Here is a 26,344-nt window from a genome sequence, read left to right as displayed (position 1 = left end):
CGGGACGGTAGCACCCGGCGGCCGTACGGCGTGCCGTTCGGCGGCACTACGTGCGCAATGCCGAGGGTACCTGGTGCCATCGCCGCCACCCTGCATGCATGGGGTGATATGTGGTGATATGCCTGTTTCGACAGCCCGCTCACTGCTGCGGGCCGAACGGCGGGAGTGACCATGACGAACTATCCGTTGCTGGACATCTTCTGGACCATGCTCGAGCTGTTCCTGTGGATCCTGTGGTTCTTCCTGCTCTTCAAGGTGCTCGCGGACATCTTCCGCAGCCACGACATGAGCGGCTGGGGCAAGGCGGGCTGGATCGTGCTGGTGATCATCCTGCCGTTCCTGGGCGTGCTGCTGTACGTCATCTTCCGTGGCCGCTCCATGGGCCAGCGCGACCTGGAGCAGGCCCAGAAGGCCGACGCGGCGTTCAAGCAGTACGTCCGGGACGCCGCGGGGCCCTCAGCCGCCGGGGCGGCCGGCCACGTCGACGAACTGGCCCGGCTGGCCGATCTCAAGGCGTCCGGGGCCATCACCGAGCAGGAGTTCCAGCGGGCCAAGGACAAGCTGCTCAACTGAGCCCGCCGGGTGACGGGTGGGGCCGGACGGGCCTGTGCGAGCACCGGGATTCGCGGGCACAGTGGAAGTACGGGGCGCAGCCCGTTCCGGGTGCAGCCGCGTGACCGGTCCCACCCAGCACCGGCAAGGAGACAGCCATGAACCGCCCCTACACCCCCGGATCGCCCGTCGTCGCGGGCGTCGACGGCTCCCCGCTCGCCGAGCGGGCCCTGGATCTGGCCGCCGACACGGCCGCGATGCGGGAGGCCGAACTGCACATCGTGCACGCGGTCAGCGGTGCCAAGCTGCGCCGCGCGGGCCAGGACCCGGAGCAGGCAGAGACCGCGGCCCGGGTGCCCGCCGTCGACCTGCTGGCGGCCTACGCCGACCGGGCCCGGGAGCGCTGCCCCGGCCTGGTGGTGACCACCGAGCTGGTCACCGAAGGCCCGGTGGCCGGGCTGGTGGAGCGCTCCGAGCGGGCCGCGCTGGTGGTGGTCGGCTCGCGGGGGATGAACCGGTTCGCCTCGCTGGTCCTCGGCTCGGTGAGCCAGGCGCTGGTCGCGCACGCGCGCTGCCCGGTGACCGTGGTGCGCCCCACCCCGGACGGCGGCGCGGCGCCCGAACAGGGCCCGGTCGTGGTCGGGGTCGCCTCCGACGAGGACGCCGCGCCGGTCGAGTTCGCCTTCGCCGAGGCCGAGCGCCGCGGCGCGCCGGTGCACGCCATCCGGACCTGGATGGCCCCCCAGGTGTACCCGGGGCACATGGCGGTCCCACCGGACGAGGAGGCCGAACGCAACCTGCGCGAGGCGGAGGAGCTGGAGGCGGCGCTGGCCGCCGCCCGCAAGGCGTACCCCGAGGTGCCGGTGGCCACCGCGGTGGGGCTGGACGAGCCGGAGGCCGCGCTGGTCGCCGCCTCGGAGCCGGCCGGCCTGGTGGTGGTCGGCGCGCGCCGCCACCGCGGCGTGCTCGCACTGCCGCTGGGGCGGGTCACCAGCCGGGTGCTGCACCACGCCCACTGCCCGGTCGTGGTCGTCCCGGTCTGACGGCCGCCCCGGACCTGACCGGCCGCCCGCCGGAACGGACGGCAGGGGCGTCCGGGCGCGCGGGACCGGCGCGCGCCGCCGGAGCCCGATCCGGCGTCCGCTTCGGCGTGCGGCCCCGGGGAAGTGCCTCCGGCATGCGCCAGGGGGCGGACGATGCGCTGCGCACACGCCCTGTCGGGGCCGCCCGGCGGACCCCTACCTTGCTGAGTGGCGGTCGCAGCCGCCCCCGACGGCTGCTGCGATCCGGCCGGCCCCGGCGGTCGCGGATGCGGGCGAAGGCCCGACAGGCGGACCGGCGGCGGCGCAGCCGCATGTGCGGCGGGGCGGGCACGCCCATTCTGGTGCGAGGGGACCCATGATGGACATGCGGTACGAGGCATACTCCTATGCCGACAGACTGTTCTACGACTCACCGGTCCGCTGGAGCGCGGTCGAGGAGTTCCCGGCGGCGGTCGAGCCGCTGCCGCAGGGCTGGCTGCGCAACCCGCAGGAGGTGTGGGTCGCCCTCCACCCGGTCGGACAGGCCCTGCCCGACCAGGGCTGGAAGATCCACGTCTCCGCCTGCCTGGGCAACGCCGAGGAGATCCTGGCCGTCGTCCGCGCCTACTGCTTCGAACACCGGGTGGCGTTCAAGTTCCTGCGCAGCCCGGCGCTGGTGCAGACGCAGAACGGCAAGTACGCCGCCCGAGGCTCCAGCGGCAAGTTCATGGCCCTCTACCCGGTCGACGACGAGGTCCTGCGCCGATGTCTGGACGACCTGGGCACCGCACTGGAGGGGCAGCCGGGACCGTACATCCTCAGCGACCTGCGCTGGGGCAGCGGTCCGCTGTACCTGCGCTACGGCGGATTCACCGAGCTGTACTGCCGCTCCGAGACCGGCGAACTGGTGCTGGCGCTGCGCGAGCCCTCCGGACGGCTGCGCCCGGACGTGCGCCGCGCGGTCTTCGAGGTGCCGCCGTGGGCCCCGGTGCCGGAGGTGCTGGCCCCGGCGCTGGCCGGCCACGGCACCGACAGCACGGCCGCCTTCCCCTACACCATCGAGCGCGCCCTGCACTTCTCCAACGGCGGCGGCATCTACCTGGCCGTGCCGCTCGGCGGGGAGCAGCGGGTCATCCTCAAGGAGGCCCGTCCGCACGCCGGACTCGACCAGCGCGGCGAGGACGCGGTGTGCCGCCTCGGCCGCGAGCGGGACATCCTGCGGCGGCTGCGCGGCGTGGACGCCGTCCCCGAGGAGCTGGGCCACCTCACCGCCTGGGAGCACGACTTCCTGGTGCAGGAGTACATCGAGGGCGTCCCGCTGAACCTCTGGTTCGGGCAGCGGTACCCGCTGGTCCACCCCGACACCGACGAGCACACGGTGGCCGCCTACCGCGAGGAGGCACTGCGGGTGATGGCGGCCGTCGAGGAGGGGCTGCGGGCCATCCACGCCCGGGGCGTGGTCTTCGGCGACCTCCACCCGCGCAACCTGATCGTCCGCCCGGACGGCCGGGTGGCCTTCATCGACTTCGAACTGGCCTCCCCCGCCGACGAGTTCCTCCGTCCGGCGCTGGGAGCGGCCGGCTTCGCCGCCCCGGCCGACGTCACCGGCTACGCCGTGGACGAGTACGCGCTGGCCGCGCTGCGGCTGTGGATCTTCCTGCCGCTGGTGCCGCTGATCGCGCTGGACCCGGGCAAGGCGCCCGAGCTCGCCCGGGCCGCGCGCCGACGCTTCGGCCTGACCACGGAGCCGGGCGCCCCGGCGGATCCGGCGTCAGGCCGACAGCCGGAGCGGTCCGCCCGGCTGGAGCTGCTGCTGGACGGCGATCCGGCGAGCTGGCCGCACCTGCGCGACTCGCTGGCCGCCGCCATCACCGCCAGCGCCACCCCGGAACGCGCCGACCGGCTGTTCCCCGGCGATCCCGGCCAGTTCACCCACAGCCCGCTGGGCCTGGCCTACGGCGCGGCCGGGGTCTTGTACGCCCTGTCCGTGGCGGGCGCCGGGGCGGATCCGGAGCATGTGCAGTGGCTGGTGGACGCCGTCGGGCGGGAGCGCGCGCGGCCCGGTCTGTACCTCGGCTCGCACGGCGTCGCCTACGCCCTGGACCTGCTGGGGCGCGGCAAGGAGGCGCTGAACCTGCTGGACCAGCTGCTGGACCGGGTGGCGGAGGACCCGGGCAGCGATCTGGCCGGCGGCCTGCCCGGAGTCGGGCTGACCCTGCTGCACTTCGCCGGGAGCACCGGCGAGCGCGGGCTGCTGGACGCCGCCACGGACGTCGCCGACCGGCTGGGCGGCGGCCCGCCGCCCACGGCCGGCGGCCGGGCGGCGGCGGGACTGATGCGCGGCGGCAGCGGCGCGGCCCTGTTCTTCCTGCGGCTGTTCGAGCGCACCGGCGACACCGGCCTGCTCGACCTGGCCCGGGAGGCGCTCGACCGCGACCTGGCCCGCTGCGTGGTCGCCGAGGACGGCACGCTCCAGGTGGACGAGGGCGCACGGGTGCTGCCCTACCTGGAGTCCGGCAGCGCCGGGATCGGCGCGGTGCTGCACGACTACCTGGCGTACCGTCCCGAGGAGCCCTGGCGGCAGAGCCTGGAGCAGATCCGGCGGGCCGCCGAGCCCGAGTTCGTGGTCCAGTCCGGGCTGTTCAACGGCCGCGCGGGGCTGATCGCCCACCTGGCCCAGCTGCAGGACGGCACCGCCCGGCACCGGTCGGTGATCCGCCGTCACATTCAGCGGCTGACCTGGCACATGGTGCCCTACCAGGGCCATGTCGCCTTCCCCGGAGAGCAGTTGCTGCGACTGTCGATGGACCTGGCCACCGGTTCGGCCGGGGTGCTGCTGGGCGTCGGCGCCGCACTGGCGGACGTCCCCGCGCTGCCCTTCTGGACGCCCTCCCCCGCGGCCCGCTGAGCGCCCACCGCGCCGCGGCCACGGCCCCACCGGGCCGATCCCCACCGCGACGGCACCCGCCGCCGCCCACGAGTTCCGGCAGCCCTGCCGGGAAACCAGCACCACCGACCGTTGGGAGACCATCATGTCCATCCTCAGCCTGCAGGCGCTCGAATCCCCCGAGGAGAGCACCGAGTACCAGTCCGTGCTCAGCACCCTGAGCGCCGTCAACTGCACCAACAGCACCGTCAGCACCCTGCTGTGCCTGTAGTTCCCTCCCGCGGGCCGCGCGCGGCCCGCTGAGAGCGAGACAGGCGGGAACAGAGCCGGTCCGGGCGGTCTCAATCCGCCCGGACCGGCGTCTTCCAGCCTACCCATCCGGAACGTCCCGATCCACGGCCGGACCCGGCGCACCGCCACGGAGGAGCCACGATGCGCAGCACCGCGCCGCCCCGGCCGCTCCCGCCGCGCTCCGGCGCTCCGGGGGCGCGCGCCGACCTGCGCCCGGCGGACCGGCTGCTGCGACGGGTCGCCCGGCGGCAGCCGCGGTGGCCGCTGACGCTGGCGGCGGCGGTACTGGCCGGGACGGCGGCCACGCTGGCCCTGCCGATCACCCTGGCCCGGGGCGTCAACGGCGTGCTGGCCGGTCGCAGCACCGGGCCCTGCCTGCCCTTCTTCGTGACGCTGGCGGTGCTGGTGGCGGCCGAGACCCTCACCCAGCTGGCCGACCCGTACACCACGGCCGGCGCCACCGCCTTCCTGCGCTCCGCGTTCGTCCGGCACACCCTGGCGGCCGGGCCGTTCGCTGCCGAACTCCCTTCCACCGGCGACCTGGTGGCCCGGCTGACCGGCAGCACCGCCGAAGCGGCCACCGCCGCGCCCTCGGTGGTCTACTCGCTCTCGCAACTCGCCCTGTCGGTGGGGGCGGTGGTCGCACTGGGGCTGCTCGATCCGTTGCTGGCGGTGACCTTCCTGGTCACCGCGCCCGCCTGCTACCTGCTGGTCCGGGGCTACCTGCGGCGCACCACCGGCCTGGTGGTGGGCTACCAGCAGGGCCAGGCGGCGGTCGCCGCACGGCTGCTGGACGCCCTGGCGGGCATCCGCACCATCGCCGCTTCCGGCACCGTGGACGCCGAGATCGAGCGGGTGCTCCAACCCGTGCCGCAACTGTCGCGCAGCGGACGGGCGTTGTGGGACGGCCAGCGCCGGATCGCCTGGTACACCTCGCTGCTGGCCCCGGCTACCCAGGTGGCGGTGCTGGCGGTGGCCGGGTACGGGGTCGCCACCGGCGGCTTCACCCCCGGCGGCCTGGTCGCCGCGCTCGGCTACGCCACCGTGGGGCTGAGCTTCTTCGGCAACGCGCAGAGCCTGCTGGGGCTGGCCCGGGCCCGGGCCGGGGCGTCCCGGCTGGCGTCGGTACTGGACCGGCTGCTGCCGACGGCGGGCATGCTGCCGCTGCCGCCGGGGCCGGGACGGCTGGAGTTCCGGGCGGTGAGCGTACGCCGCTCGGGCACGACCGTCCTGGACCGGCTGGAGCTGACCGTCCCGGCCGGGCAGTGCCTGGCCCTGGTCGGGCGCTCGGGCTCGGGCAAGTCGCTGCTGGCCGCGCTGGCGGGCCGACTGCTGGACCCGGACGAGGGCGCGGTCCTGCTGGACGGCGCACCGCTGGAGCGGGTCGACCCGAGGGAGCTGCGCGCCGCCGTCGCCTACGCCTTCGCCGACCCCCGGCTGTGCGGGGCAACCGTCGAGGAGGCGGTCGCCCCGGTCCCGGAAACCGCCGCAACCGGGCAGCCGGAGGGCGAACCGGCTTCGGCCCTGGTGTGCGAGGCGCTCCGGGCGATGCAGGCCGAGCCCTTCGTCAGCCGCCTGCCCGAGGGCGCGCGCACCGCCCTCGACTTGGCCCCCATGTCCGGCGGCGAACGCCAGCGTCTGGGCCTGGCACGGGCGTTGGCGCAGGCACTGGCGGCCGGCAGTCGACTGCTGGTGCTGGACGACGCGACCTCCAGCCTGGACACCGCCGCCGAGGCCCAGGTGGGCCGCGCCCTGGAGCGGCTGCTCGGGGACCGCACCCGGCTGGTGGTCACGCACCGGGCGGGCGTCGCCGCCCGCGCCGACGCCGTGGCCTGGCTGGAGGACGGCCGCGTCCGCGCCGTGGCCCCGCACGCCGAACTGTGGCACCTGGCGGACTACCGCGCGCTGTTCCACCACCCCGAGGACTGAGGGAGAACCGCCGATGCGCCGCACCGACCCGCCCCCGCCGCCGGGCCGCCGCCGCTGGGAGCCGGTGCGGCGGCTGCTCCGGGACGGGCTGCGCCGCAACCGCCGCGCGGTGCTGCTGCTCACGCTGTGGACGCTGCTGTCCGCCGCGCCCGCGCTGGTCTGCGGCAAGGCCCTGGCGTACGCGGTGGACCGGGGCTTCCTGGGTCGGCAGCCCGCCGCGGCGGCCGAGTGGCTGGGCGTGTTCGCCGCGGTGACCGTGGCCGGGGCGTGGGCTGGACGGCAGACCTACCCCTGGCTGGCCGAGATCGTCGAGCCCATGCGCGACGCGCTGCTGCGGGACGTGGTCGGCGGGACGCTGCGCCGCGCCGCCGACCGGGCGGCCCCGCGCACCCACGCCGACGCGGTGGTGGTCGCCCAACTGACCCGGCAGGTCGAGGCGGTGCGCGATTCGGTGGCCGGACAGCTGATGATCGTCTGGCAGTTCACCCTGACCGCCGCCGCCGTGATCGGCGGCACCGCGGCGCTGGCCCCGGCCGTGGTGCCGCTGATCGCGCTGCCGCTGGTGGCGGCGCTGTGCCTGTTCGCGGCGCTGATGCCGACCATGGTCCGGCGCCAGCGTGCCGCCTTCCTGGCCGAGGAGCGGCTCTCCCGGGTGGCCGTGGACACCCTGGAGGCGCTGCGCGACCTGGTCGCCTGGGGCGCTGGGGAGCGCAGCGAGGCGGAGGCGCTGCGCGCGGTCGAGGCGCAGGCCGCCGCGGCCCGGTCGCTGGCCTGGGCCGCCGCCGTGCGCCGGCTCGTGGTCGCCCTCGGCGCGCACGTGCCGCTGCTGCTGATCCTGCTGGCCGCTCCGGCGCTGGTGCGGCACGGGCTGAGCGCGGGCGCCGTCGTCGGCGTGCTGTCCTACGCGGTGAGCACGCTGGAACCGGCGCTGCGGCTGCTGGTGCAGGGCGTGGGGGCGTCCTGCCTGCGGTTGGGCGTCGCCGCCGAGCGGCTGGCCGAGGCCGCGCGGCCGCCCGCCGTCCGGGCCGAACCGGAGGGCACGGCCCGCCCGGCGGACGGCTCGCTGCGGCTGCGGCACGTCAGCTTCGCCTACGGGCCGCAGGCCGAGCCGGTGCTGCGCGACCTCGGCCTGTTCCTGGCCCCCGGCGAGCACCTGGCCGTGGTGGGGCCCTCCGGCATCGGCAAGTCCACCCTGGCCGACATCCTGGCCGGGATCACCGCGCCGGACCGGGGCAGCGTCCGACTCGGCGGGGTGCCGCTGCCCCGGATCCCGGCCCGGGAGCTGCACCGGGCCCGGGTGCTGCTGCCGCAGGAGGGCTACGTCTTCGCCGGGACGCTGCGGGAGAACCTGCGCTACCTCGCCCCGGGCGCCGCCGACCGGGCGCTGGCCGAGGCCGCCGAGCGCCTCGGGCTGGGCGCCACGCTGGCCCGACTGGGCGGGCTGGACTCCCCGGTCGACCCGGCCGGGCTCTCCGCGGGCGAGAAGCAGCTGATCGCTCTGGCCCGGGCCTACGTCTCGACGGCCCGGCTGGTGATCCTGGACGAGGCCACCTGCCATCTGGACGCGGCCGCCGAGGCCCGCGCCGAGGACGCCTTCCACGACCGCCCCGGCACGGTCGTCACGGTGGCCCACCGGATCAGCTCGGCCCGCCGGGCCGATCGCATCCTACTGCTGGACGGCGGCCCACCGCGGATCGGCACGCACGCCGAGCTGCTGGCCGGGGCGCCGCTGTACGCGGAGCTGGTCGGCCACTGGGAGGCGGTCCCGGCCGCCCGCCCGGGCCGCTGACAACCCCCCGCCCCGGCTGCCACACTGGCCCGGTGACCTTCGACGAGGTGCCGCTGCCCGGAACCCAGCCGCTGGACACCGGGGTCCGCCTGGTGCGCTGCTCCCGCTGCCACCGCGAGCTGAGCGACGCCGAGTCCCGGCTGTACGCACTGGGGCCCGGCTGCCGCCACCCGACGCCGCCGACCCCGCGCGGCTGGGACGTGGAGCAGGATCAGCTCCCCGGCGTCGGCTGAGCCCGCCCCGTCCGGTCAGCCGGCGCCCAGCAGCGGCCCCAGCAGCACGCCCGGATCCAGCCCCTGGGGCAGTTCACTGACCTGCCCGTCGCCGACCTCGACCACCCGCCACCTGCCGTCGGCGTGCCGGGCCAGGTCGGTGCTGACGAACCGGCAGCCCAGCGCGGCCACCAGCGGTTGGACGCCGTCCAGTTCGGGTTCGGGCCGCAGCGCGGGGGTGTCGGGGTGGGCCGTGGTCAGCAGCGGGCGGCCGTCCAGCCACCACACCCGGGCCTCCCCGAGGTCGCGCCGCAGCGGCTCGAAGGCGCGCAGCACCACGCCGCCCGCCAGCCACTCCTCCTGCAACTCCACGAAGCGGGAGACCACGGCGTGCACGGCCGCGGTGTCGGCCAGATCCGGCAGGTAGCAGGCGTCGTCCCAGTCGTGCTTGCGGGACTTCACGTAGTCCTTGACGATCCCGGGCCCGGCCGGGAGCGCGGCGGCGGCCCGGGCCAGGGCCTCCGGCGCGGGGGCCCGGAACGGCTCGCAGGCCAGCCAGCTGCCGGCCGGGGTCGCCCCGGCGAAGGCGGCGTACCAGCCGGGCAGTTCGTGGGCGGTGCGGTACTGCTCGGCGGTCGTGCACAGCCGGGCGCCGCGCGCGGCGAGCGCCTCGGCCAGCTCGCGGTAGCGGGCGGAGGGGATCATCCAGCCCCGGTACCACAGCGGGCCCAGGTCGCGCGGCACCCGGCGGACCGCCCCGGCGGCGTCCCCGGCGAGCAGGGCGTCATGGTCGAGCAGCGCCACCACGGCCCCCAGGGCCCGGGCGGCGGCGGCCTGCCCGGCGAGGTACGGGTCGCAGCGGGTGGAGCGCAGGGGGTCGCCGCAGAGCAGCAGGGAGGTGGCCACCGCACCACGGTAGGGGCGCCCGGCCACGGCCGCGCGGCATTTTCCCGGTGCCCCGGCGGGCACGGCGGGCGGCCCCGCGGGGGCCGGTCAGGCCTGGTCGGCGGCGGCGGCGCGGACGCCGGGGCGCAGCCGGTTGCCCGCGGCGACCAGCAGCAGCATGAAGACCACGAAGACCGCGGTGACGATCAGGGACCAGGTGGTGACGTGCGCGTATCCCCCGGGTTCGCGCGGGTCGAGGAAGTCGTACGGGTACCAGCCCACCATCGGGCCCCGGACCAGTGACACGCCGAGGTAGACCAGCGGGAAGACCAGCCAGTACGCGGCCCGGCCGAGAGCGAGCCGGACGGTCGGCGGCACCAGCAGCCAGTCGAGCAGGAACGCGACCGGCATCACCCCGTGCACGACGTCGTTCTGCCAGACGATGGTCTCCGGCGTGATGGTGTCGGACAGCAGCGTCCAGAACACCAGGCCGGTGATGACCAGGTAGAGCACGGACGCGCCGCGCACCAGCGCGGGCAGCCCGGGGCGTCCGCGCAGCAGGGCCGCGCCGCCGGTGAGGAACACGAAGGCGCCGAAGAGGTTCGACAGGTTCGTGAAGTAGAACAGGAAGTTGCCGCCGTCGTGGACGTGGACGTCGCGGTCGAGTCCGACCGCCAGCGCCACCAGGGCGAGCAGCCCGAGCGCGATCCGTACTGCGCCCACAGCCTTGGGGTTACGTGCCATGGGAGCAAGGTACAGACTGCCGACCCCGCGCGCTACCGCCGAGTAACCGGCGGGACGCCTGCTCAGGCGGGTCGCGGGGCCGGGCTCGTGCCCAGGTCAGGGGCGGCGGCGCGGGTTCCGGCGGCCCGGGCGTGGACGATCGCCGGGCACCCGGGTGCGCGGGTCATATTGTAATGTATAACATCTACTTCCGCCCTGATCGCGGGTAGAGTGTCGCTGTGGCCCTCAAACGAACCTCCCTGCCCCGCACCGCCGAGGCCGTCGCCCTGGTCGAGCTGCGCGACGCCATCGTCCGGGGCGATCTGCCGCCCGGCTCGCAGATCCGGCAGAGCGCCGCCGCGGAGCAGCTGGGGCTGAGCGTGATCCCGGTCCGCGAGGCGCTGAAGACCCTGGCCAGCGAGGGCATGGTGGTCTACCAGGCGCAGCGCGGCTACACCGTGGCCCAACTGCACCCCGAGAGCGTGGACGGCATCTTCCGGGTGCGGGAGCTGCTGGAGGCCGAGGCCGAGACCGCCGCCGCCGCCCGGCTGCGCCCGGAGGACCTGGCCGCCATGCGGGCGGCACTGGAGGAGCAGTGCGCCGCCACCGAGGCGGGCGACGCGCACGCGGGGATCACCGCCAACCGGCGGTTCCACTTCGCCCTGCTGGACCGCTGCGACAACGAGTGGCTGCTGCGCTTCGTGCGCCAGCTGTGGGACGCCCTGGAGCCGCACCGCGCACTGGCCTACCGGCGCACCGCCGCCGGGGGCGACCGTGCCCGCGCGGAGGAGATCCTGCGCGAGCACGGCGCGATCGTGGACGCCTTCGAGGCCGGGGAGGCCGCCTCGGCGCTGGCCCTGCTGTCGGCCCACCGCCGCAACGGCCAGGGCGACTTCCACCGGCTGCTGGCGGCGGTCGATGCCGCCCCGGTCAGCCCCGGGGCAGCTGCTCGCTGAGCACCGAGGGCAGGCCGGTCCAGTCGCAGGAGACGAACGAGGCGTGGTCGGCGGCCAGTTCGGCGACCCGGGCGGCCGCGTCGGCCTGGCTGGGAGCGGTGTCGGACAGCGCCGGGGTGACGTTCTCGGCGTCGGTCATGACCAGCAGGTAGTGGTTGGTGTCGTACCAGGAGGTGTCGATGCCGCCGTCCACGTAGGCGCTGGCGTCCCCGTCGAAGACCACGAACCACTGCCGCAGCGAGGCGTCGCTGTAGCGGGTGCGCGGGTCGCCGGAGGCCGCGCCGAGCACCGAGGGGAAGATCTGCGCCTGGCCGAGGTTGCCGGCGGCCTGCAGCCCGGAGAGGTACTGGGCGTACTCCGTGTCCGTCCACAGGTGGTCGAAGGGGTTGGCCTGCTCGAAGGTGCCCGGGATGGCCTCCAGGATCACCTTTCCGGCCAGCGCGGCGCGCGAGGGCCAGTTGTCGGCCCGGGCGGCGGCGTCCAGCGAGGGGTAGCCGCCGAGCAGGTCGGCGGGGCGGAACACGTCCGCGCCCAGGTGTGCCTGGACCAGCGCGTCCAGCTGCGCCGGACCGAGGCCGTCGGTGGCGTCGAAGCCGGCCTTCATCTCCAGCTTCACCATGATCGGCGGGTGGCCCGGGTGGGCGGCCAGCCAGACCCGGATGTCGTCCAGGCAGCTGCCCAGATCCTTGTTGGCGCCGCCGGTGTAGAGCTGGGCCGGGGTGGAGGCGTCGACGCAGTTGTTCTGGTTGCCCAGCGGGCTGGAGTGGCTGACCTTCCACTCGTGGGTGAACGGGTCCACCCAGGTGTCCAGCTCGATCAGCGAGGCGCCGGTGTCCAGCGCGTCGGCGAGGAAGGGGAACTGGCTGGTGTCGGCGTAGGTGTTGTGGATGCCCACGGACGTGCCCGCCGCCAGCGACAGGCCGCCGGTGTCGTCGGCGGAGGCCGGGGCGGCGGTGGCGAGGGGCAGCAGGCAGGCGAGGGCCGCGGCGACAGCGGCCAGGACGCGGGCGGGGCGGATGGGGACGGACATGGAGCCTCCGGGGTCACGGGCGGGAAGCAGGCTGCGCGCAGCCTGACGCTATACCCCTGCAATGACAAGGACATGACCATCCGTCGAACGGATCGGATACGGCAACGCGCGGCTCCGCACCCGGGGCGTCCGGCCCGGGCGCGGAGCCGCGCGGGGAGGGGCCGTCAGGCCCGGTGGTCGGCGGGCCGCTCGGGGCTGGCCTCGGCCAGCGCCTTGGTGACCGCGTCCACGTCGCCGACCAGGCCGTAGACCGGGGTGCCGGGCTGCTGCCGCCAGGACTCGTCCAGCCCGCCGGCGTCGACGGTGTCGAAGCCGATCTCGTCGATCAGCGCGCGGATCACCCGCTTGGCGTCCTCGTCGTCCCCGGCCACCGGCACCGCCAACCGGCCCGGCGCGCCCGCGGGCAGCGGCTTCTCCACCAGGTGGGCAGCGTAGGTGCCGTTGAACGCCTTGACCACGGTGTGGCCGAGGTGCTGCGCGGTCCAGCGGCTCTCGGTCAGGCCGTCCTCGATCTCGGCGATGCGCCCGTCCCGCTGCTGCGGGTAGTAGTTGCCGGTCTCCAGGACCGCGAACCCGGGCGCGACCCCGTCCAGCAGCCCGGCGGGCAGGTCGGGGACGTTCTTCAGCGGCACGGAGACCACGACCACCTGCGCGCCGCGCGCCACCTGCTCCACCGGGACGGCGGTGGCGCCGGTCTCCGCGGCGATGTCGGCCAGGGTCTCCGGCCCCCGACTGTTGGCGATGGACACCTCGTGGCCGACGGCGGTGAACCGGCGGGCCAGGTTGCCGCCGATGTTCCCGGCTCCGATAATCCCGATCTTCATGATGCGTCAGTCCTCCGGTTCGGATGGGCAGTCAGCTGGGCCAACCCACGGATTCCGGCGGGTATTCCGGCCACAGGGAACCGGCGGGTAGTGTTCCGGTCCGATGAAATGGCATGACTGAATCAAGAAATCTCCTGGATTCCCTTGACGTGACATTTCGCTGCGTACTTGGATGTAACACAGCGTCACGCATGATCGGTGTGTTCACCCCCGGAACACCCGTTCCCGCGCTCGGCGCTCCTTGTCCTGCCCGCGATGAGTCGAAGGATCGCCATGTACCTGCCCACCGGGCCCGCCTGCGCCTGATGCCGCTGCGTCCATGACGGGTCACCGGTCCGCGCCCCGCCACCACCTTCGATCCCTTGGAACTCCCGTGACGTCGATCCCCGATGCCACCGCACAGGCGCCCGCCCAGGGCTGCCGGCGAGCGGCGCCCCCAGCGCGCCCGGCGTTATCCCGCGCCGGCGGAGCCCCCGCGGGCGGTGGGCGCCGATGAGCCCGCAGGACGGCGGCCGGGACGACTCCCGGCTGGTGTACCACCCGGCCGGGCGCGACACGGCCCTGCGCGCGGCGCTGGAGGACCTGCGGACCGGACGCTGGATGTCCATGCGCAACCTGCTGGCCGCCACCGGCGACGACTGGGGGCTGCGCACCGCACGCAGCCAGGTCCTGGCCACCGCCGCCGCCCGCTCGGACATCCTCCAGGTGTGGCAGGCCGAGGAGCCCGACGGCGCCGACGTCCCGCTGATGCAGGCCCGGGTCGCCGTGGAACGCGTCCTGCAGGCGCACCGCCAGGGCCGCACCGACGCCCCCGCCCTCGCCCGGGCCGCGCGGGAGGCCTGCCTGCGGGCCGGGCGGCTGCACCCGGCGGACCCGGTGCCGTGGGTGTGCCTGCTGGCGCTGGCCCAGGTGGACGAGCGGCAGCAGCTCCCCGAGCACCGGCAGCCCGCCCCGGAGCAGATGCTGCCGCCCGGGCCGTGGGGCCTGCTGGGCGAGGCGCACCAGCGCGACCCCTTCAACCGGGAGGCGTTCCACCGGATGCTGAAGTTCTGGCTCACCCGCGCGGCCGGCTCGCACGGGGACGCCATCGACTTCGTCCGGGCCACCGTCTCCTGGGCGCCGGCCGGGTCCGCGCTGATGGTGCTGCCGCTCTACGCCTACGTGGAGCAGTACCGGCTCCAGCGCGACCGCGACCAGTTGGACCCGCTGACCCGCCGTCAGTGGACCCGGGACCACATCGCCCTGGACGTCGACCGCGCCCTGGCCCTCTGGTTCGACCAGCCCGCCGACGCCGCCCGTACCCCGCTGGACCTCAACCACCTCGCCCACGGGCTGTGGGCCGGAGGCAGACTGGGCGACGCCGGGCGGGTGTTCGACGCGATCGGCCCGTACGCCACCACTGCGCCCTGGGCCCATGTGGCGGACGACCCGGCCGCCGCCGAGCGCGAGTTCGCCTGGGCCCGCAGCCAGTGCCGCAACTCCGGCGCCCACCCGGTGCGCGGCCACTCCCCCGGCTGAACTCCGGCCGACCCAAGGCCGATCCACGGCCGATCCCCGGCTGACCCACCGCACCGCAGGCAGCACCCCTCCCCCCGTTGCCCCACCACACGAAGGCCCCCATGTCCCCCATGTCGCAGACGACCACGCCACCGGCCCCGCCGACCGACGACAGCGCGCTGTTGCGCCAGTTGGGCTACCGGCCCCAACTGGTGCGCAGGATGAGCTCGTTCGGGAACTTCGCCATCTCCTTCAGCGTCATCTCGGTGCTCTCCGGGTGCATGACGCTGTACGGGTTCGGGCTGAACACCGGCGGCCCCGCGGTGATGATGTGGGGCTGGCTGGCCGTCGGACTGGCCGTGCTGTTCGTCGGCCTCTCGCTGGCCGAGGTCACCTCCGCGTACCCCACCTCCGGCGCGCTGTTCTACATGGCCGACAAACTCGGCGGACCGCGCTGGGGCTGGTACACCGGCTGGCTCAACCTGCTCGGGCTGCTCGGGGCGATCGCCGGGATCGACTACGGCGCGGCCCAGTTCACCGGGGCACTGCTGCACCTCCAGTGGAACTTCACCCCGACCCCCGGCTCCACGCTCTGGATCTACGTGGCCATCCTGGCGCTGCACGGCGCGCTGAACATGTTCGGCGTGCGGGTGGTGTCGCTGCTCAACTCCATCTCGGTGTGGTGGCACCTGGGCGGCGTGGCCCTGATCGTCGTGGTGCTGGTCGTCGCGCCCTCGCACCACCAGTCCCTGGGCTTCGTCTTCGGCCACTACGTGAACAACACCGGCTGGTCCAGCCCGCTGTACGTCGGCGCGATCGGCCTGCTGCTGGCGCAGTACACCTTCAGCGGCTACGACGCCTCCGCGCACCTCTCCGAGGAGACCACCCAGGCGTCGGTGTCGGCCGCCAAGGGCATCGTCCGCTCCATCTGGGTCTCCTGGCTGGCCGGCTTCGTGCTGCTGTTCGGCCTGACGTACGCCATCCAGAACTACTCCGGTACGGTCGGCAGCGCCACCGGCGTGCCCCCGGCGCAGATCTTCCTGGACGCCCTGGGCGCCACCGGCGCCAAACTGCTGCTGCTCGTGGTGATCCTGGCCCAGCTGTTCTGCGGCAACGCCGGGACGGCCGCCGCCTCGCGGATGGTGTTCGCCTTCTCCCGCGACGGCGCCATGCCCGGCTCGGCCCTGTGGGTCCGGGTCTCCAGCCGCAACGGCACCCCGACCCGCGCGGTCGGCCTTGCGGTGGTCGCCGCCCTGGTGCTCGCCCTGCCCTCGCTGTACTCCCCGGCCGCCTACGGCGCGGTGACCGCCATCAACGTCATCGGCATCACCCCCGCCTACGCCATCCCGATCCTGCTGCGGCTGCGCGCCGGGCGCAGCTTCACCCCCGGCCCGTGGAACCTGGGCCGCTGGTCCACTCCGATCGGCGTGGTCGCGGTGGTCTGGGTCGCCGTGGTGACGGTGCTGTTCTGCCTGCCGCAGACCAAGCCGGTCAACGCCACCACCTTCAACTACGCGCCGGTCGCGCTGGCCGTGGTGCTGGCGCTGGCCACCGTGTGGTGGTGGCGGGCCCGGCGCTCCTACGCCACCCCGGTGCACGCCAGCCCGGAGATGGCCGAGCTGGAAAGCGATGTGGTCTGAGGTGACGTCCGGTCTGCTCACCCCCGACCACCTGCGCCAGCAGGTCGCCTCCGGCCGGATCGACACGGTGCTGCTCGCCGTCGCCGACGGCCAGGGGCGGCTCAAGGGCAAGGAGTACGACGCCTCCGTCTACCTGGACCGCATCGCCGGGGGCGGGGCGGCCGAGGTGTGCGCCTACGTCTTCGCCACCGACGTGGAGATGCGCCCGGTCGACGGCTTCGCGCTGACCTCCTGGGACGGCGGCTACGGCGACCTGCCGCTGGAGCCGGTCGCCGCGACCGCACGGCTGCTGCCCTGGCTGCCGCGCACCGCCCTGGTGCTGGCCGACGCCCTGGGCCCGGGCGGACAGCCGCTGGCCGTCTCCCCGCGCACCATGCTGCGCCGCCAGCTGGACGCCCTGGCCGAGCACGGCCTGCGGGTCAAGGCCGGTGTGGAGACCGAGTTCACCCTCTACCACGGCCCGCTGGGCGAGGCCGCGGCCCGGGGCTTCACCGGGCTGACCCCGGTGGCCTGGGACAACCGCGACTACGCGCTGGACCAGCCGCGGGTGCTGTCGCGGTTCTCCCGCCGGCTGCGGACGGCGCTGGCCGGCGCCGGGCTGCCGGTGGAGGCGGTCAAGACCGAGGGCGCCCCGGGCCAGGTGGAGGTGACCTTCCCCTACGGCGACGCGCTCGCCGCCTGCGACGGGCACCTGCTGTTCAAGCACGCCACCCGGGCCGTCGCCGAGCGCTGCGGGTTGGCCGCCACCTTCATGGCCGCGCCCGCCGACGGCGTCGGCAACGGCCTGCACCTGCACCTGTCGCTGTGGCGGGGCGAACCGGGAGAGCCGGGCGAGCAGGCCGTGCTGGCCGACGCCGGTGACGGCGAGGAGCTGTCCGGGGTCGGGCGCCGGGCCGTCGCCGGGCTGCTGGAGGCGCTGCCGCAGCTCGTCCCGCTGTACGCCCCCACCACCAACTCCTACAAGCGCTACCAGGACCACTCGTTCGCGCCCACCCGCTTCGGCTGGGGCCGCGACAACCGCGGCTGCGCGGTCCGCGTGGTCGGCCACGGCGCGGGGCTGCACCTGGAGATCCGGCTCCCGGGCGCGGACGCCAACCCGTACCTGGCGCTGGCCGCCGTGCTGGCCGCCGTCCGGCACGGCCTGGAGGGCGACCGGCAGCCGCCCAAACCGGTGGCGGGCGACGCCTACCGGCACGGCGAGGCCGCCCTGGTGCCGCGCACCCTGCACGAGGCCCTGGCCGCCTTCCAGGACAGCGCCCTGGCCGCCCGGCTGCTGGGCGCCGAGGTGGCCGCGCACTACGCCCAGGCGGCCCGGATCGAGCTGGACGTCCAGCGCGCCCAGGTCACCGACGTCGAGCGGCGCAGAGGCTTCGCCCAGGCGTAGCGAACCGCCCGGGCCGCACCTCTGCCACCGGGCCCGCACCACCGACGCCATGCCGACGCACCGCACCGCACCGCCACCGCACCACGGCGGCCCGCTGTCGGCCCGGCGCGGGCCCGGCCGACCGGCCGCCGCCCGCACCGGGCCCGCTCCGACCGTCCCCGCTCCGCCTGCTCCGCCCCCTGCTCCGTCCCCGCTCCGACCGTCTGCTCCGCGAGGTCCGATGCCGCCCTTCACCCCAGCGACCGCCCAGCCGGCCAACGCCGGTCCGCTGCCGCTCCGCACCCTGCTGCGCCTGGTCGCGGCCGTGGTCACGCTCGCCTGCGCGGCGCTGGTCGCCACCTGCACCGCCGTCATGCTGACCCAGGCCGACGCCTTCCGCTCCGGCGACCTCCAGGTGGCGGGAGCCGCCGCGCTGCTGCACCGGGACGCCTACGCCCTGGCCGGGGCCGGGGCCGCGGTGGTGGCCGCCGTGCTCACCATCAGCCTGGCGACCAGCCGGACCATCGTCCGCCGGGCCGAGCACGCCCAGAAGACCGCGCTCTCCGTCGCCCAGCACCAGATCCCCGACCTGGTGCGCCGGCTGCAGGCGGGCGAACAGGCCGATGTCGGCACGCTGCCCCGGCTCAGCGGGCACCGCGACGAGTTCGGCGTCATCAACGACGCCATGGCCCGGCTGTCCCGGCTCGCCAGCGACTCCGCCCAGACCGTCTACCTGGAGCGCGACGGCTTCACCCGGTTCGCCACCGCCACCGCCGCCCGCGCCCTGGTCGCCGCCGGGACGGTGCTCGCCGGTATGGACGAACTCCAGCGCCGCCCCGGCCTGGACACCGCCAGCCGACAGGAGCTGTCCCGGCTGGACCAGGTCACCGTGCGCCTGCGGCGGCAGCTGGAGAACCTGCTGCTGCTCACCGGCGGCGCCATTCCCGATCCGCACACCGAACCCGTCCCGGTCGGCAACCTGATCCTGGACGCCATCGGCGAGGTCTCCCAGCGCGAGCGGGTACGCGTCGACTTCGGCGCACAGGGCTACGTCGCGCCGGAGGCGGCCGGTGCGCTGACCCACCTGCTGGCCGAGCTGATCGAGAACGCGCTGGCCTTCTCGCCGCCGCAGCTCACCGTGGTGCTGCGGTCCTCGGCGACCGCGGGCGGCATCGCCTTCGAGATCGAGGACCGCGGCCACGGCCTGACCGCCCCCGTCCTGGAGCAGCTCAACCGCCGGCTCCAGGTCGCCCCGCTCTACGCCGAGCTGGCCGAGTTCCAGCAGCTCGGACTGTTCGTGGTGGGTCGGCTCGCGGCGCAGCTGGACCTGTCCGCCCGGCTGCGCCCGTCCGCGTTCGACGGCGTGTCAGCGGTCGTGCACGTCCCCGCGCGGCTGCTGGTCGACGGCACGGCCCGGGAACGCACCCCGGACGCCCCCCGCGACCCGCTCGGCGCGGACGCCCGGCAGGCGCCGGTGCCGCTCCCGCCGCAGGCCCCGGCGGAACCCCCGGCCGCAACCCCGGCCCCGCCCACAGCCGCAGGCCCGGCCGCCGCCACCGCTGCCGCCGGGCCCCGGCCGGAGCCGGCGGGGCGCGGCGCGGCCCGGGCCAGACCCACCCTGGCCGTCGTCCACGCGGCGCACCTGGAGCGGACCGAGGACGGCCTGCCGCAGCGGATCCCCGGCGCGCACATCGCCGCGCCGCTGCAACAGCGCCCCGCGCGCCCGGCGGACTCGTCGACCGGCTACGGCGACGACGAGCGGACCCCGGAGGAGCTCGCCGCTCTCTTCGCCCACTACCCCATCGCCGACCAGCAAGAGGACTCCCCGTGACCGACCTGACCACGCTCGCCAACTCCGTCCAGGACACCGACCCGGCCGACGCCGGCACCTACGACATGCTGCGCAACGCGCTGGCGGCCGTCCCCGGCGTACGCGGCCTGGTGCTGCTGTCCAACGACGGCATCCCCAAGGCCGCGTTCGGCGTCGAACTGGACGACGCCCAGCGGATCACCGCCGCCTGCTCCGGCATGGCCAGCCTCGCCGACCACCTCTCCAACGGCGTCGGCGGCGGCCCGGTGCTGCACACCGTGGTCAGCATGCGGCAGCGCAGCATCGTCGTCACCTCCTGCGGGCGCAACAGCACGCTGTGCGTGGCGCTGGACTCCACCACCCCGATCGGCCTGGCGATGATGGAGATCACCCGCACGGCGCGCGCCTACGCCGAGCAGATGGGTACCCGGTCGCGTCCGGACCTCCCGGCCCGCTGATGCCCGACCAATCCGCACGCCGTACGCGCCTGTTCGCGCTGACCCCGGCAGGCGCCCTCCCCCAGTCGCCCTTCGCCATGCACTCGTTCGTCACCGCCGCCGTCCCGGTCGAGCAGGTCGGCGGCCTGCCCCGCGAATGGCAGGGCGCCATGGACCTGTGCCAGGACTCCCGGGCCGTGGCCGAGGTCGCCGCGCGCCTCGGCCTGCCGCTGACGACCGTGATCGGGATGCTCACCGAACTGGCCGCGCGCGGCCTGGTCCACCACCAACCACCCATGACCGAGAACCAGGCAGCCGATGTCACTCTCCTCCGCCGCATCAAACACGGCCTCCAGGCCCTCTGATCCACCGCCCCCGCAGGCCAAGGTCCTCATCGCCGGCGGCTTCGGGGTCGGCAAGACCACCCTGGTCGGCGCGGTCAGCGAGATCGCTCCGCTGCGCACCGAGGAACGCCTGACCGAGGCGGGCATGGCGGTGGACGCCATCACCGTCGCCGGCAAGACGACCACCACCGTGGCCATGGACTTCGGCCGGATCACCCTGCCCGGCGTGGCCACGCTGCTGCTGTTCGGCACCCCGGGCCAGGAGCGCTTCTGGTTCATGTGGGACGACCTGCTGCGGGGCACCATCGGCGCGATCGTCCTGGTCGATCCGCGCGACCTGGTCAGCAGCTTTCCCGCGATCGACTTCTTCGAGGAGCGCGGCACGCCCTTCGTCGTCGCCGTGAACTGCTTCGACGGGGCCCAGACCTACGACCACGAGCAGATCAGCAAGGCCCTGGTGCTGAAGGACCCGTACACCGAGGTGCTGATGGTCGACGCCCGGGTCCGGGAGTCGGCCCGCACCGTGCTGGTGGCGCTGCTGGACCAGCTGATCGCCCGCAGCGAGGAGAACGACCCGCTGTCCCACAGACCCGGCACGCCCTGACCGGCCGCCCTCCGGTCGGCGGGGTTCGCCCGCCCGGCGGTAGGCCGAGCGGGCGAACCCCCGTGGCACCGGCCGCCGCACTGGGTACGGCGTGGGGGTGCGGTGCGCCCGGTCGAGAGGGAACTGATGGCATTGAACAGGCAGGACGCGTGCGATTCGCCTGAGCTGTCCGGGGAGGGCCCGCCTCCGAGCCACCCGGTTCCGGCCCCCGGGGGCCGCCGTCGGCGCGGGGCGCTGCTGTGGTCGGCGCTGACCGTCCCGATCGTGGGGCTGGCGCTGGCCGTCTACTGCATCCACGCCGCGCTGGCCGCGCCCGGCAGGCAGGGGGCCACGGCCAAGCTCGCCCGCTGGGGCCGCTGCCACCACCTGGTGGTGGTCGCCGACCTGGTCGACGGCCGTGCCCGCGCCCACAGCGCCCCCTCGGCGGAGTGCTCGCCGGACGGCTACGCGGAGCTGCGCCGGGAGGACCACCCGGACCACGCGGCCCGGCTCGCCCGTTCGGCGGCGGCCCGGGCGGCGGCCGCGGTGATCCCGCTGCACCGGCCGGTGCGTCCGCTGGTCTCCCCGGCGCTGCCCGGGGAGGGCGTCTTCACCCCGCTGGTCACGGTCAAGGGGCAGCCGGTGCTGCAGAGCGCGACCATGCGCCCGGACGACTCCGACAGCGACTTCCCGGTCGGGGTGGTGTGGATGCACCGCACGGCGCTGCGCTTCGAACTGCACCCGGGCGTCTCGGAGCCGGGCGGCGACTGGCCGGTCCCGGCGACGCTGGCACCGGGACGTCGCACCGGCCTGGTCGCCGCCTACAACGGCGGCTTCAAGCTCTCCAACGGCGACTCGCACGGCGGCTTCTACCTGGACGGCCGCTACGGCGCGCCGCTGGTCGACGGCGCGGCCTCGGAGGTGTTCCACCGGGACGGCTCGCTGACCGTCGGGGCCTGGAACCGGGACGTCGCCATGGCCCCGGACGTGGTCGGCGTGCGGCAGTGCCTGGTGCCGCTGGTCTCCGGCGGAGCGGTCACCGAGGCCGTCCAGGACGGCGGCGTGGACGTGTGGGGGCTGACCGACGGGGGCAACTCCTACGTGCCGCGCTCCGGGGTCGGCGTCGATCGCAACGGCGACGTCATCTACGTGGGCGGCCGGCTGCTGTCCGTGGAGACCCTGGCCACGGTGCTGCAACGGGCCGGGGCGGTGAACGCGATGATGCTGGACATCAACCTCAGCTGGCCCTCGTTCATCTCCTACGACGGCAGCCGCGACCCGCACGACCCGGTCCCGCACAACCTGGTGAACTTCGTCCGCGACCCCACCCGCTACTACGACGAGTCCAGCCGGGACTTCGTCGCGGTGTACGCACGCGGGTGACCGCTGCGGGGCGGTCGCGGGCCGCGCGGGCCGCGACCGCCCCGGAGGTGTCCGGCGGCACTACGGCGCCGGGACCTCCTTGATCAGCCGCGAGGTCCACGGGCACCAGTAGAGGCCGGGCAGGAACGGGCCGCCGGCCTCGTCCAGGTGGTCGTTGACGTAGGGGATGGTCGCGTCGCAGACCTCGATGGCGTAGTTGTAGAAACTCACCGTCTCCGGGTCGAGCTGGAAGTCCCAGCGGCCGTTGTACTCGGCGCGGCGCTTGATGATCCGCCCGATCAGGTGCGGCTCGTCGCTGGTCTCGCCGCGCACCAGCTCGCGGGCGTGCCTGATGTCGTCCTCCTGGGTCAGCTTGACCACGAAGACGTGACGCGTGATGTCGGTCATCTCGAAGTAGGCGGGGGCGACCGCCGCAGCCCGGGCCACCGGGGCTACAGGACGCTCGGCCTGGGCGGGCTGGGCCAGGGAGACGGGAAGCATGGCCACAGCCGCGAGGCTGCAGATCCGGGTGAACATGCGTCGCATGGGGACAACTCCTGTGACTGGCGGCCGCCGCTGCGGCCGTTCATGACGGAATGTAGTCGATTCTCCACGCTGCGTGTTCGCAACTTTCCACCCGTCAGTTCGTTGACAGCGAGAGCACTGCCGCATGGATCGGGCGCGGAGCGCGGCAGCCCACCCCCCGGCCCGTGGGACGCGGCGCTCCAGAGCAGAGCAGAACCGTTCCTGCCACAACCCGGCGGCACGGCGGAGCCGAGTCGCTCACACGCATGCGTTATCGAACACGGATTCCCTTGGTGAGGCGCCGACGCATCGTTGACGACCCACATGTGGGCGTGCACAGCTCAAAGCGAGCTCCGATCCACGCAGTTGGACACGCGTTGCCGCAGAGCCGGAACAACCACCCGCACGGGATGCTCGTCCAATCCCAACCCAGCTGCCAGAGAAGCCATATGACGATGCATCAGTTCCATCGGCGGCGTCCTCGGCCGTACCGGAACCTGCTGCCAAGGGCGTTGGCAGGAAACTCGGCCGGATGAAATTCAACGCTTGGGGACGAAACTCCGGGAAGTTGTGTCTACCATCACGGGAACACTCCTAGCTACAAATGATGGGTAAGGCGCTCATGGCAGAGGCATCAACCACCACGTTCGAGTCGGTGATCGCGGGCATCCGTGGCTACCTCAACGAGCAGTTGGGCGAGCTGGAGCGTGAACTCGACGCCGCCCGGCAAGCGGTGACGCAGCTCAACGACCAACTCACATCCAAGCAGTCCTCCATCGAGGGCCTGATCGCCAGCCGTGACCTGCTGGCCGCCAAGTTGCGCGAGCTGGACGGCGCGTTGGCGGAGTCCGCCACCGTCACCCTGCCCCGCCAGTCGCGCGCCGAGGCCGACACCGCCGCCGCGCCGCAGGACGAAACCGTGGCGGCTGTCCGGACCGTTGAGGCGGTGGAGGCGGTTGCGGAGCCCGCTGCCGCCGAGGCGGCCCAGCCCGAGGCGGCTCCGACCGCACCGGCCAAGGCCCGGAAGCTCAACGGCAACCAGCGCAACGTGCTCGGTTTCCTGGAGACGACCCCCGGCGTGCACAAGGTGTCGGAGATCGCCGCAGCCGTCAACGGCCCGGACGCGGACAACGCCGCCACCCAGGCCGTCCGCCGCGCGCTGGCCACACTGACCAGGACCGGCCTGGCGACGAAGTCCACCCAGTCCGGCACCGCCTTCTACTCGGCCGCCGAGACCGCAACCGGAACCGTGGCGGTGACCGAGGCCGCCGCCGTGGTCGCCGAGGCGGTCGAGGCGGTCCAGCCCGTGGAGGCGGCGGAGGAGGCAGCCGCCGAGTCCGTCGCGGCGGCGCCCAAGGCCCGCACCCGCAAGGCCGCGACCAGGACGGCCCCGAAGAAGGCCGCGCCCAAGAAGGCTGCTCCGAAGAAGGCGGCGAAGGCGACGGGCGCGAAGAAGACCGCCAAGCGTCCCTCGCGGGCCGTTGCGGCCACGCCTGCAGAAACGATCGCTGACGCGCCGTCGGCCGCTGCGGAGACGCCGTCGACCCCGGCGCGTGCCCGCAAGCGCGCCGCCAAGAAGGTCGCGGCCGCCTCCCCGGCCGACGCCGGGGAGCGCACGCTGCGCGCCGACCGCGCCAAGATCGTGGCGACGCTGCAGGCCGCCACCGAGCCGCAGTCGGCCGGCGACGTCTCGCGCACCGTCATGGGCGACGAGTGGCGGACCTCGGACGCCACCAACTTCCGCAAGGTCCTCAAGAGCATGGCCACGGAGGGTGTCGTCGCCGAGCACGTGGGCGAGAACAACCGCGCCCGCTACACGGCGGCCTCCGGCGCCTGACCGGCGGGTACCGGCCCGCCTCGGGCGGCGCGCTCGCGCCGGCCGGGGCGGGCTGCTTGCGTTACTCCACCGAGTTCACGTCCAGGATCCGCTGCACCTCCGGCGAGCAGCGGACGCGGTCCTTGAGGATGGCGTAGCGCTCCCGCAGCCATTCCACGTCCGCGTTGGTCCGCACCTGCTCGGGTTCGCCGACCGGGTTCTGGTAGGCGTTGAGCACGTGGGCCATCAGGATGTCGCCCTGCGTGATCCGGATGTCCAGGATCACGCCCGTGAGTGCACTGTCCATGGCTACAGCATCGACCGGGATCGCCCGTTCGGCATCCCGACACGGCCGGGCCGCCACCCCCTCGGGCACGCCGTGCCGGAGCGAACGGGCGGGCCTAGGCGCCCGGGTGGTGCTGCCAGCCGCGCTCCGCGCGGTCGGGGGTGTGGACGTCGCCGACGTACTCGCCGGTGGCCTCGTCGGGCCAGGAGACGACCAGGGTGAAGCGGTGCTCGTAGGTGGGGCGGCCGTCGTCGTCGTCCATGGCCGGGATGCGGGCCCAGCCGGTGGAGTGGATCTGGGCGTCCTCGGCCGCCGCCGTCCGGCTCCAGTCCGCAGCGGCCTGCAGGGCGCCGCCCTGGCTGGACGCGGCGAAGGTGACGGAGGTGCGGGTGGAGATGGTGATGTCGCTGTCGGCGTCGGGGGGCATGGACGCGACCGCACCCGCGGCACTGGTGATGTCGCGGGTGAGGTCGTCGATGACGTGCTGAGGCGCGGTCAGTATGCCGGGAACCAGTACCGCTCCGGCCGGGGCGGCCGGGACGATCTCATTCCGGACAGCAGGTGCGCTCATGTCTTCCTCGCCTGTGTTCAGTGGTCCCCCACCGCACATGCTCCCCTGCCGGTGGGCCGCTGTCACCAGGAACCTGACAGAGAACACTGTCAGGGACGAAACTGGTATATGCCGTCAGCAGGTTGACAACTCACCAGCGAGGTGGGAGAAGCTAGTTCTCGTCCTGGGTCACCACCCGGCCGGCGGGCTCCGCCTCGGCGCTGGGCAGGAACCGGGCGATCACGAACTGGTAGATGCCCGCGCCCAGCAGCCCGCCGACGAACGGCCCGACGATGGGCACCCAGAAGTACAGGTTGCCGTACTGGTCACGCCAGGCGTGGTGGTAGCCGGTGATGAAGCTGGCCAGCCGGGGGCCGAAGTCACGGGCCGGGTTGATCGCGTAGCCGGCGTCGGTACCGAAGGACATGCCGATCGCCACCACCAGCAGGCCGGTGATGAAGGGGCCCATGTTGGCCTTGGGGGCGGTGTTCAGCAGGTCCGTCAGCGCCATGATGACCAGCAGCAGCAGGGCCGTGCCGATGACCTGGTCGCGCAGCGCGCCCCACTCGCTGACCGGGAAGGTGCCGTTGCCGGGCAGGGTGGAGAAGACGATCTGGGTCTTCAGGGTGTGCCCGGGGTCGGCCTTGGCCAGCACCTCGGTGTAGTTCCAGCGGACCAGCAGCGCGGCCACGAAGGCGCCCAGGGTCTGCGCCAGGGCGTAGGGCACGACCTTGCGCCAGGAGAAGCCGCGGAAGGTGGCCAGGGCGACGGTGACCGCCGGGTTCAGGTGCGCGCCCGACAGCCGGGCGGCGACGTAGACGCCGATCATGACGCCCAGGCCCCAGGCCCAGGCGATGCTGTCGTGGTCGCCCACACCGGCCGCGACCACCTGGGCGACCACGCCCGCCCCGAACAGCAGCAGGAGCATGGTGCCGATGAACTCGGCGAGCACCTCACCGAGCAGGATGCGGGTAGCGCTGGGTGCTGGCCGGAGGGCCGGACTGGAGGCCGAAGCCATGGGGGGTGTCCTT

25 protein-coding genes are annotated in these 26,344 nt (G+C 74.3%); 17 read left to right on the top strand and 8 right to left on the bottom strand.

The genetic code is table 11. The features are described from left to right. The first annotated feature begins 171 nt into the window (after positions 1–171). The 7 genes from GXW83_RS16380 (at position 172) to GXW83_RS16350 (ending at position 8,703) form a co-directional block, all read left to right on the top strand. Complete coding sequence (locus tag GXW83_RS16380) at positions 172–573, top strand: SHOCT domain-containing protein (protein ID WP_182443796.1); 402 nt, start codon at positions 172–174, stop codon at positions 571–573. Positions 574–710: 137 nt separating this feature from the next. After that, positions 711–1,595: a universal stress protein gene (locus GXW83_RS16375; protein ID WP_182443795.1), complete on the top strand. Its 885-nt coding sequence runs from the start codon at positions 711–713 to the stop codon at positions 1,593–1,595. Positions 1,596–1,950: 355 nt separating this feature from the next. Beyond that, positions 1,951–4,482 carry a class III lanthionine synthetase LanKC gene (lanKC, locus tag GXW83_RS16370; protein ID WP_225447032.1) on the top strand — a complete coding sequence of 844 codons (2,532 nt, stop codon included), beginning with the start codon at positions 1,951–1,953 and terminating at the stop codon, positions 4,480–4,482. A gap of 124 nt (positions 4,483–4,606) precedes the next feature. Further along, complete coding sequence (locus GXW83_RS16365; protein ID WP_182443794.1) at positions 4,607–4,732, top strand: SapB/AmfS family lanthipeptide; 126 nt, start codon at positions 4,607–4,609, stop codon at positions 4,730–4,732. A 161-nt stretch (positions 4,733–4,893) separates the two neighbouring features. Continuing rightward, a complete protein-coding gene (locus tag GXW83_RS16360) occupies positions 4,894–6,681 on the top strand; it encodes an ABC transporter ATP-binding protein (RefSeq protein WP_182443793.1) in 1,788 nt (595 codons plus the stop codon). 13 nt (positions 6,682–6,694) lie between these two features. Further along, the gene (locus tag GXW83_RS16355; RefSeq protein ID WP_182443792.1) at positions 6,695–8,470 is read left to right on the top strand and encodes an ABC transporter ATP-binding protein; all 1,776 of its coding nucleotides are present in this window, start codon (positions 6,695–6,697) and stop codon (positions 8,468–8,470) included. 32 nt (positions 8,471–8,502) lie between these two features. Continuing rightward, complete coding sequence (locus GXW83_RS16350; protein ID WP_182443791.1) at positions 8,503–8,703, top strand: DUF6011 domain-containing protein; 201 nt, start codon at positions 8,503–8,505, stop codon at positions 8,701–8,703. 15 nt (positions 8,704–8,718) lie between these two features. Here GXW83_RS16350 and GXW83_RS16345 read toward each other — a convergent pair whose 3' ends face one another. Together GXW83_RS16345 and GXW83_RS16340 are read right to left on the bottom strand one after the other, a co-directional pair. Continuing rightward, complete coding sequence (locus GXW83_RS16345) at positions 8,719–9,588, bottom strand: ATP-grasp domain-containing protein (RefSeq protein WP_182443790.1); 870 nt, start codon at positions 9,586–9,588, stop codon at positions 8,719–8,721. 87 nt (positions 9,589–9,675) lie between these two features. After that, positions 9,676–10,311 (bottom strand): Pr6Pr family membrane protein, encoded by a 636-nt coding sequence (locus GXW83_RS16340; protein ID WP_182443789.1) that lies wholly within the window; start codon positions 10,309–10,311, stop codon positions 9,676–9,678. 218 nt (positions 10,312–10,529) lie between these two features. On the opposite strand from GXW83_RS16340, the gene GXW83_RS16335 reads away from it, so the two are divergent. Beyond that, on the top strand, positions 10,530–11,246 hold the full coding sequence (locus tag GXW83_RS16335; RefSeq protein WP_225447031.1) for a GntR family transcriptional regulator: 717 nt from the start codon (positions 10,530–10,532) through the stop codon (positions 11,244–11,246). Here GXW83_RS16335 and GXW83_RS16330 read toward each other — a convergent pair. Beyond that, complete coding sequence (locus GXW83_RS16330) at positions 11,221–12,276, bottom strand: phosphatidylinositol-specific phospholipase C domain-containing protein (protein ID WP_182443788.1); 1,056 nt, start codon at positions 12,274–12,276, stop codon at positions 11,221–11,223. The two genes, GXW83_RS16335 and GXW83_RS16330, sit on opposite strands and share 26 nt — an antisense overlap. A gap of 164 nt (positions 12,277–12,440) precedes the next feature. After that, complete coding sequence (locus tag GXW83_RS16325; RefSeq protein WP_182443787.1) at positions 12,441–13,100, bottom strand: NADPH-dependent F420 reductase; 660 nt, start codon at positions 13,098–13,100, stop codon at positions 12,441–12,443. 492 nt (positions 13,101–13,592) lie between these two features. Here GXW83_RS16325 and GXW83_RS16320 point away from each other — a divergent pair, with 492 nt between their 5' ends. From GXW83_RS16320 to GXW83_RS16285, 8 genes are all read left to right on the top strand, one after another. After that, the gene (locus GXW83_RS16320; protein WP_182443786.1) at positions 13,593–14,618 is read left to right on the top strand and encodes a hypothetical protein; all 1,026 of its coding nucleotides are present in this window, start codon (positions 13,593–13,595) and stop codon (positions 14,616–14,618) included. 110 nt (positions 14,619–14,728) lie between these two features. Continuing rightward, positions 14,729–16,237, top strand: coding sequence for an amino acid permease (locus GXW83_RS16315; protein ID WP_182443785.1), 1,509 nt, complete (start codon positions 14,729–14,731; stop codon positions 16,235–16,237). A 1-nt stretch (position 16,238) separates the two neighbouring features. After that, positions 16,239–17,621, top strand: a complete 1,383-nt coding sequence (locus GXW83_RS16310; RefSeq protein ID WP_225447030.1) for a glutamine synthetase family protein — start codon at positions 16,239–16,241, stop codon at positions 17,619–17,621. 220 nt (positions 17,622–17,841) lie between these two features. Further along, on the top strand, positions 17,842–19,431 hold the full coding sequence (locus GXW83_RS16305; RefSeq protein WP_182443783.1) for a sensor histidine kinase KdpD: 1,590 nt from the start codon (positions 17,842–17,844) through the stop codon (positions 19,429–19,431). Further along, positions 19,428–19,868 carry a roadblock/LC7 domain-containing protein gene (locus GXW83_RS16300; protein ID WP_182443782.1) on the top strand — a complete coding sequence of 147 codons (441 nt, stop codon included), beginning with the start codon at positions 19,428–19,430 and terminating at the stop codon, positions 19,866–19,868. The genes GXW83_RS16305 and GXW83_RS16300 overlap by 4 nt, the downstream gene beginning before the upstream one ends. Further along, entirely contained in the window at positions 19,868–20,212 is a 345-nt protein-coding gene (locus GXW83_RS16295) for a DUF742 domain-containing protein (RefSeq protein ID WP_182443781.1), read from the top strand. Before GXW83_RS16300 ends, GXW83_RS16295 begins: the two co-directional genes overlap by 1 nt. Beyond that, the gene (locus GXW83_RS16290; RefSeq protein ID WP_182443780.1) at positions 20,166–20,795 is read left to right on the top strand and encodes an ATP/GTP-binding protein; all 630 of its coding nucleotides are present in this window, start codon (positions 20,166–20,168) and stop codon (positions 20,793–20,795) included. The genes GXW83_RS16295 and GXW83_RS16290 overlap by 47 nt, the downstream gene beginning before the upstream one ends. Before the next feature lie 126 nt (positions 20,796–20,921). Further along, complete coding sequence (locus tag GXW83_RS16285; RefSeq protein ID WP_182443779.1) at positions 20,922–22,157, top strand: phosphodiester glycosidase family protein; 1,236 nt, start codon at positions 20,922–20,924, stop codon at positions 22,155–22,157. A 60-nt stretch (positions 22,158–22,217) separates the two neighbouring features. On the opposite strand, the gene GXW83_RS16280 is transcribed toward GXW83_RS16285, so the two are convergent. Continuing rightward, entirely contained in the window at positions 22,218–22,682 is a 465-nt protein-coding gene (locus GXW83_RS16280; RefSeq protein ID WP_182443778.1) for a calmodulin-binding protein, read from the bottom strand. 601 nt (positions 22,683–23,283) lie between these two features. Here GXW83_RS16280 and GXW83_RS16275 point away from each other — a divergent pair. Then, positions 23,284–24,498 carry a hypothetical protein gene (locus GXW83_RS16275; RefSeq protein ID WP_182443777.1) on the top strand — a complete coding sequence of 405 codons (1,215 nt, stop codon included), beginning with the start codon at positions 23,284–23,286 and terminating at the stop codon, positions 24,496–24,498. A 61-nt stretch (positions 24,499–24,559) separates the two neighbouring features. Here the strand turns inward: GXW83_RS16275 and GXW83_RS16270 are convergent, their stop codons facing one another. The 3 genes from GXW83_RS16270 to GXW83_RS16260 form a co-directional block, all read right to left on the bottom strand. Next, on the bottom strand, positions 24,560–24,784 hold the full coding sequence (locus GXW83_RS16270; protein WP_182443776.1) for a hypothetical protein: 225 nt from the start codon (positions 24,782–24,784) through the stop codon (positions 24,560–24,562). Positions 24,785–24,878: 94 nt separating this feature from the next. Continuing rightward, complete coding sequence (locus tag GXW83_RS16265; protein ID WP_182443775.1) at positions 24,879–25,334, bottom strand: hypothetical protein; 456 nt, start codon at positions 25,332–25,334, stop codon at positions 24,879–24,881. Positions 25,335–25,485: 151 nt separating this feature from the next. Beyond that, the gene (locus tag GXW83_RS16260) at positions 25,486–26,331 is read right to left on the bottom strand and encodes an MIP/aquaporin family protein (protein ID WP_182443774.1); all 846 of its coding nucleotides are present in this window, start codon (positions 26,329–26,331) and stop codon (positions 25,486–25,488) included. Between the last annotated feature and the right edge of the window lie 13 nt (positions 26,332–26,344).

This window comes from Streptacidiphilus sp. PB12-B1b (assembly GCF_014084125.1).
In the GTDB taxonomy this organism is placed as follows: Bacteria; Actinomycetota; Actinomycetes; order Streptomycetales; family Streptomycetaceae; genus Streptacidiphilus.
The sequence above is the reverse complement of the archived record's forward strand: the minus strand, read 5'-3'. Positions and strand labels throughout refer to the sequence as shown.

Excerpts from the sequence above, each read along its gene's own strand:
- GXW83_RS16375 (WP_182443795.1), top strand. The coding sequence starts at position 711 with ATGAACCGCCCCTACACCCCCGGATCGCCCGTCGTCGCGGGCGTCGAC.
- GXW83_RS16280 (WP_182443778.1), bottom strand. The coding sequence starts at position 22,682 with ATGCGACGCATGTTCACCCGGATCTGCAGCCTCGCGGCTGTGGCCATG.
- GXW83_RS16295 (WP_182443781.1), top strand. The coding sequence starts at position 19,868 with ATGCCCGACCAATCCGCACGCCGTACGCGCCTGTTCGCGCTGACCCCG.
- GXW83_RS16380 (WP_182443796.1), top strand. The coding sequence starts at position 172 with ATGACGAACTATCCGTTGCTGGACATCTTCTGGACCATGCTCGAGCTG.
- GXW83_RS16315 (WP_182443785.1), top strand. The coding sequence starts at position 14,729 with ATGTCGCAGACGACCACGCCACCGGCCCCGCCGACCGACGACAGCGCG.
- GXW83_RS16265 (WP_182443775.1), bottom strand. The coding sequence starts at position 25,334 with ATGAGCGCACCTGCTGTCCGGAATGAGATCGTCCCGGCCGCCCCGGCC.
- GXW83_RS16340 (WP_182443789.1), bottom strand. The coding sequence starts at position 10,311 with ATGGCACGTAACCCCAAGGCTGTGGGCGCAGTACGGATCGCGCTCGGG.
- GXW83_RS16330 (WP_182443788.1), bottom strand. The coding sequence starts at position 12,276 with ATGTCCGTCCCCATCCGCCCCGCCCGCGTCCTGGCCGCTGTCGCCGCG.
- GXW83_RS16360 (WP_182443793.1), top strand. The coding sequence starts at position 4,894 with ATGCGCAGCACCGCGCCGCCCCGGCCGCTCCCGCCGCGCTCCGGCGCT.
- GXW83_RS16305 (WP_182443783.1), top strand. The coding sequence starts at position 17,842 with ATGCCGCCCTTCACCCCAGCGACCGCCCAGCCGGCCAACGCCGGTCCG.
- GXW83_RS16260 (WP_182443774.1), bottom strand. The coding sequence starts at position 26,331 with ATGGCTTCGGCCTCCAGTCCGGCCCTCCGGCCAGCACCCAGCGCTACC.
- GXW83_RS16365 (WP_182443794.1), top strand. The coding sequence starts at position 4,607 with ATGTCCATCCTCAGCCTGCAGGCGCTCGAATCCCCCGAGGAGAGCACC.
- GXW83_RS16275 (WP_182443777.1), top strand. The coding sequence starts at position 23,284 with ATGGCAGAGGCATCAACCACCACGTTCGAGTCGGTGATCGCGGGCATC.
- lanKC (WP_225447032.1), top strand. The coding sequence starts at position 1,951 with ATGATGGACATGCGGTACGAGGCATACTCCTATGCCGACAGACTGTTC.
- GXW83_RS16270 (WP_182443776.1), bottom strand. The coding sequence starts at position 24,784 with ATGGACAGTGCACTCACGGGCGTGATCCTGGACATCCGGATCACGCAG.
- GXW83_RS16285 (WP_182443779.1), top strand. The coding sequence starts at position 20,922 with ATGGCATTGAACAGGCAGGACGCGTGCGATTCGCCTGAGCTGTCCGGG.
- GXW83_RS16325 (WP_182443787.1), bottom strand. The coding sequence starts at position 13,100 with ATGAAGATCGGGATTATCGGAGCCGGGAACATCGGCGGCAACCTGGCC.
- GXW83_RS16290 (WP_182443780.1), top strand. The coding sequence starts at position 20,166 with ATGTCACTCTCCTCCGCCGCATCAAACACGGCCTCCAGGCCCTCTGAT.
- GXW83_RS16320 (WP_182443786.1), top strand. The coding sequence starts at position 13,593 with ATGAGCCCGCAGGACGGCGGCCGGGACGACTCCCGGCTGGTGTACCAC.
- GXW83_RS16355 (WP_182443792.1), top strand. The coding sequence starts at position 6,695 with ATGCGCCGCACCGACCCGCCCCCGCCGCCGGGCCGCCGCCGCTGGGAG.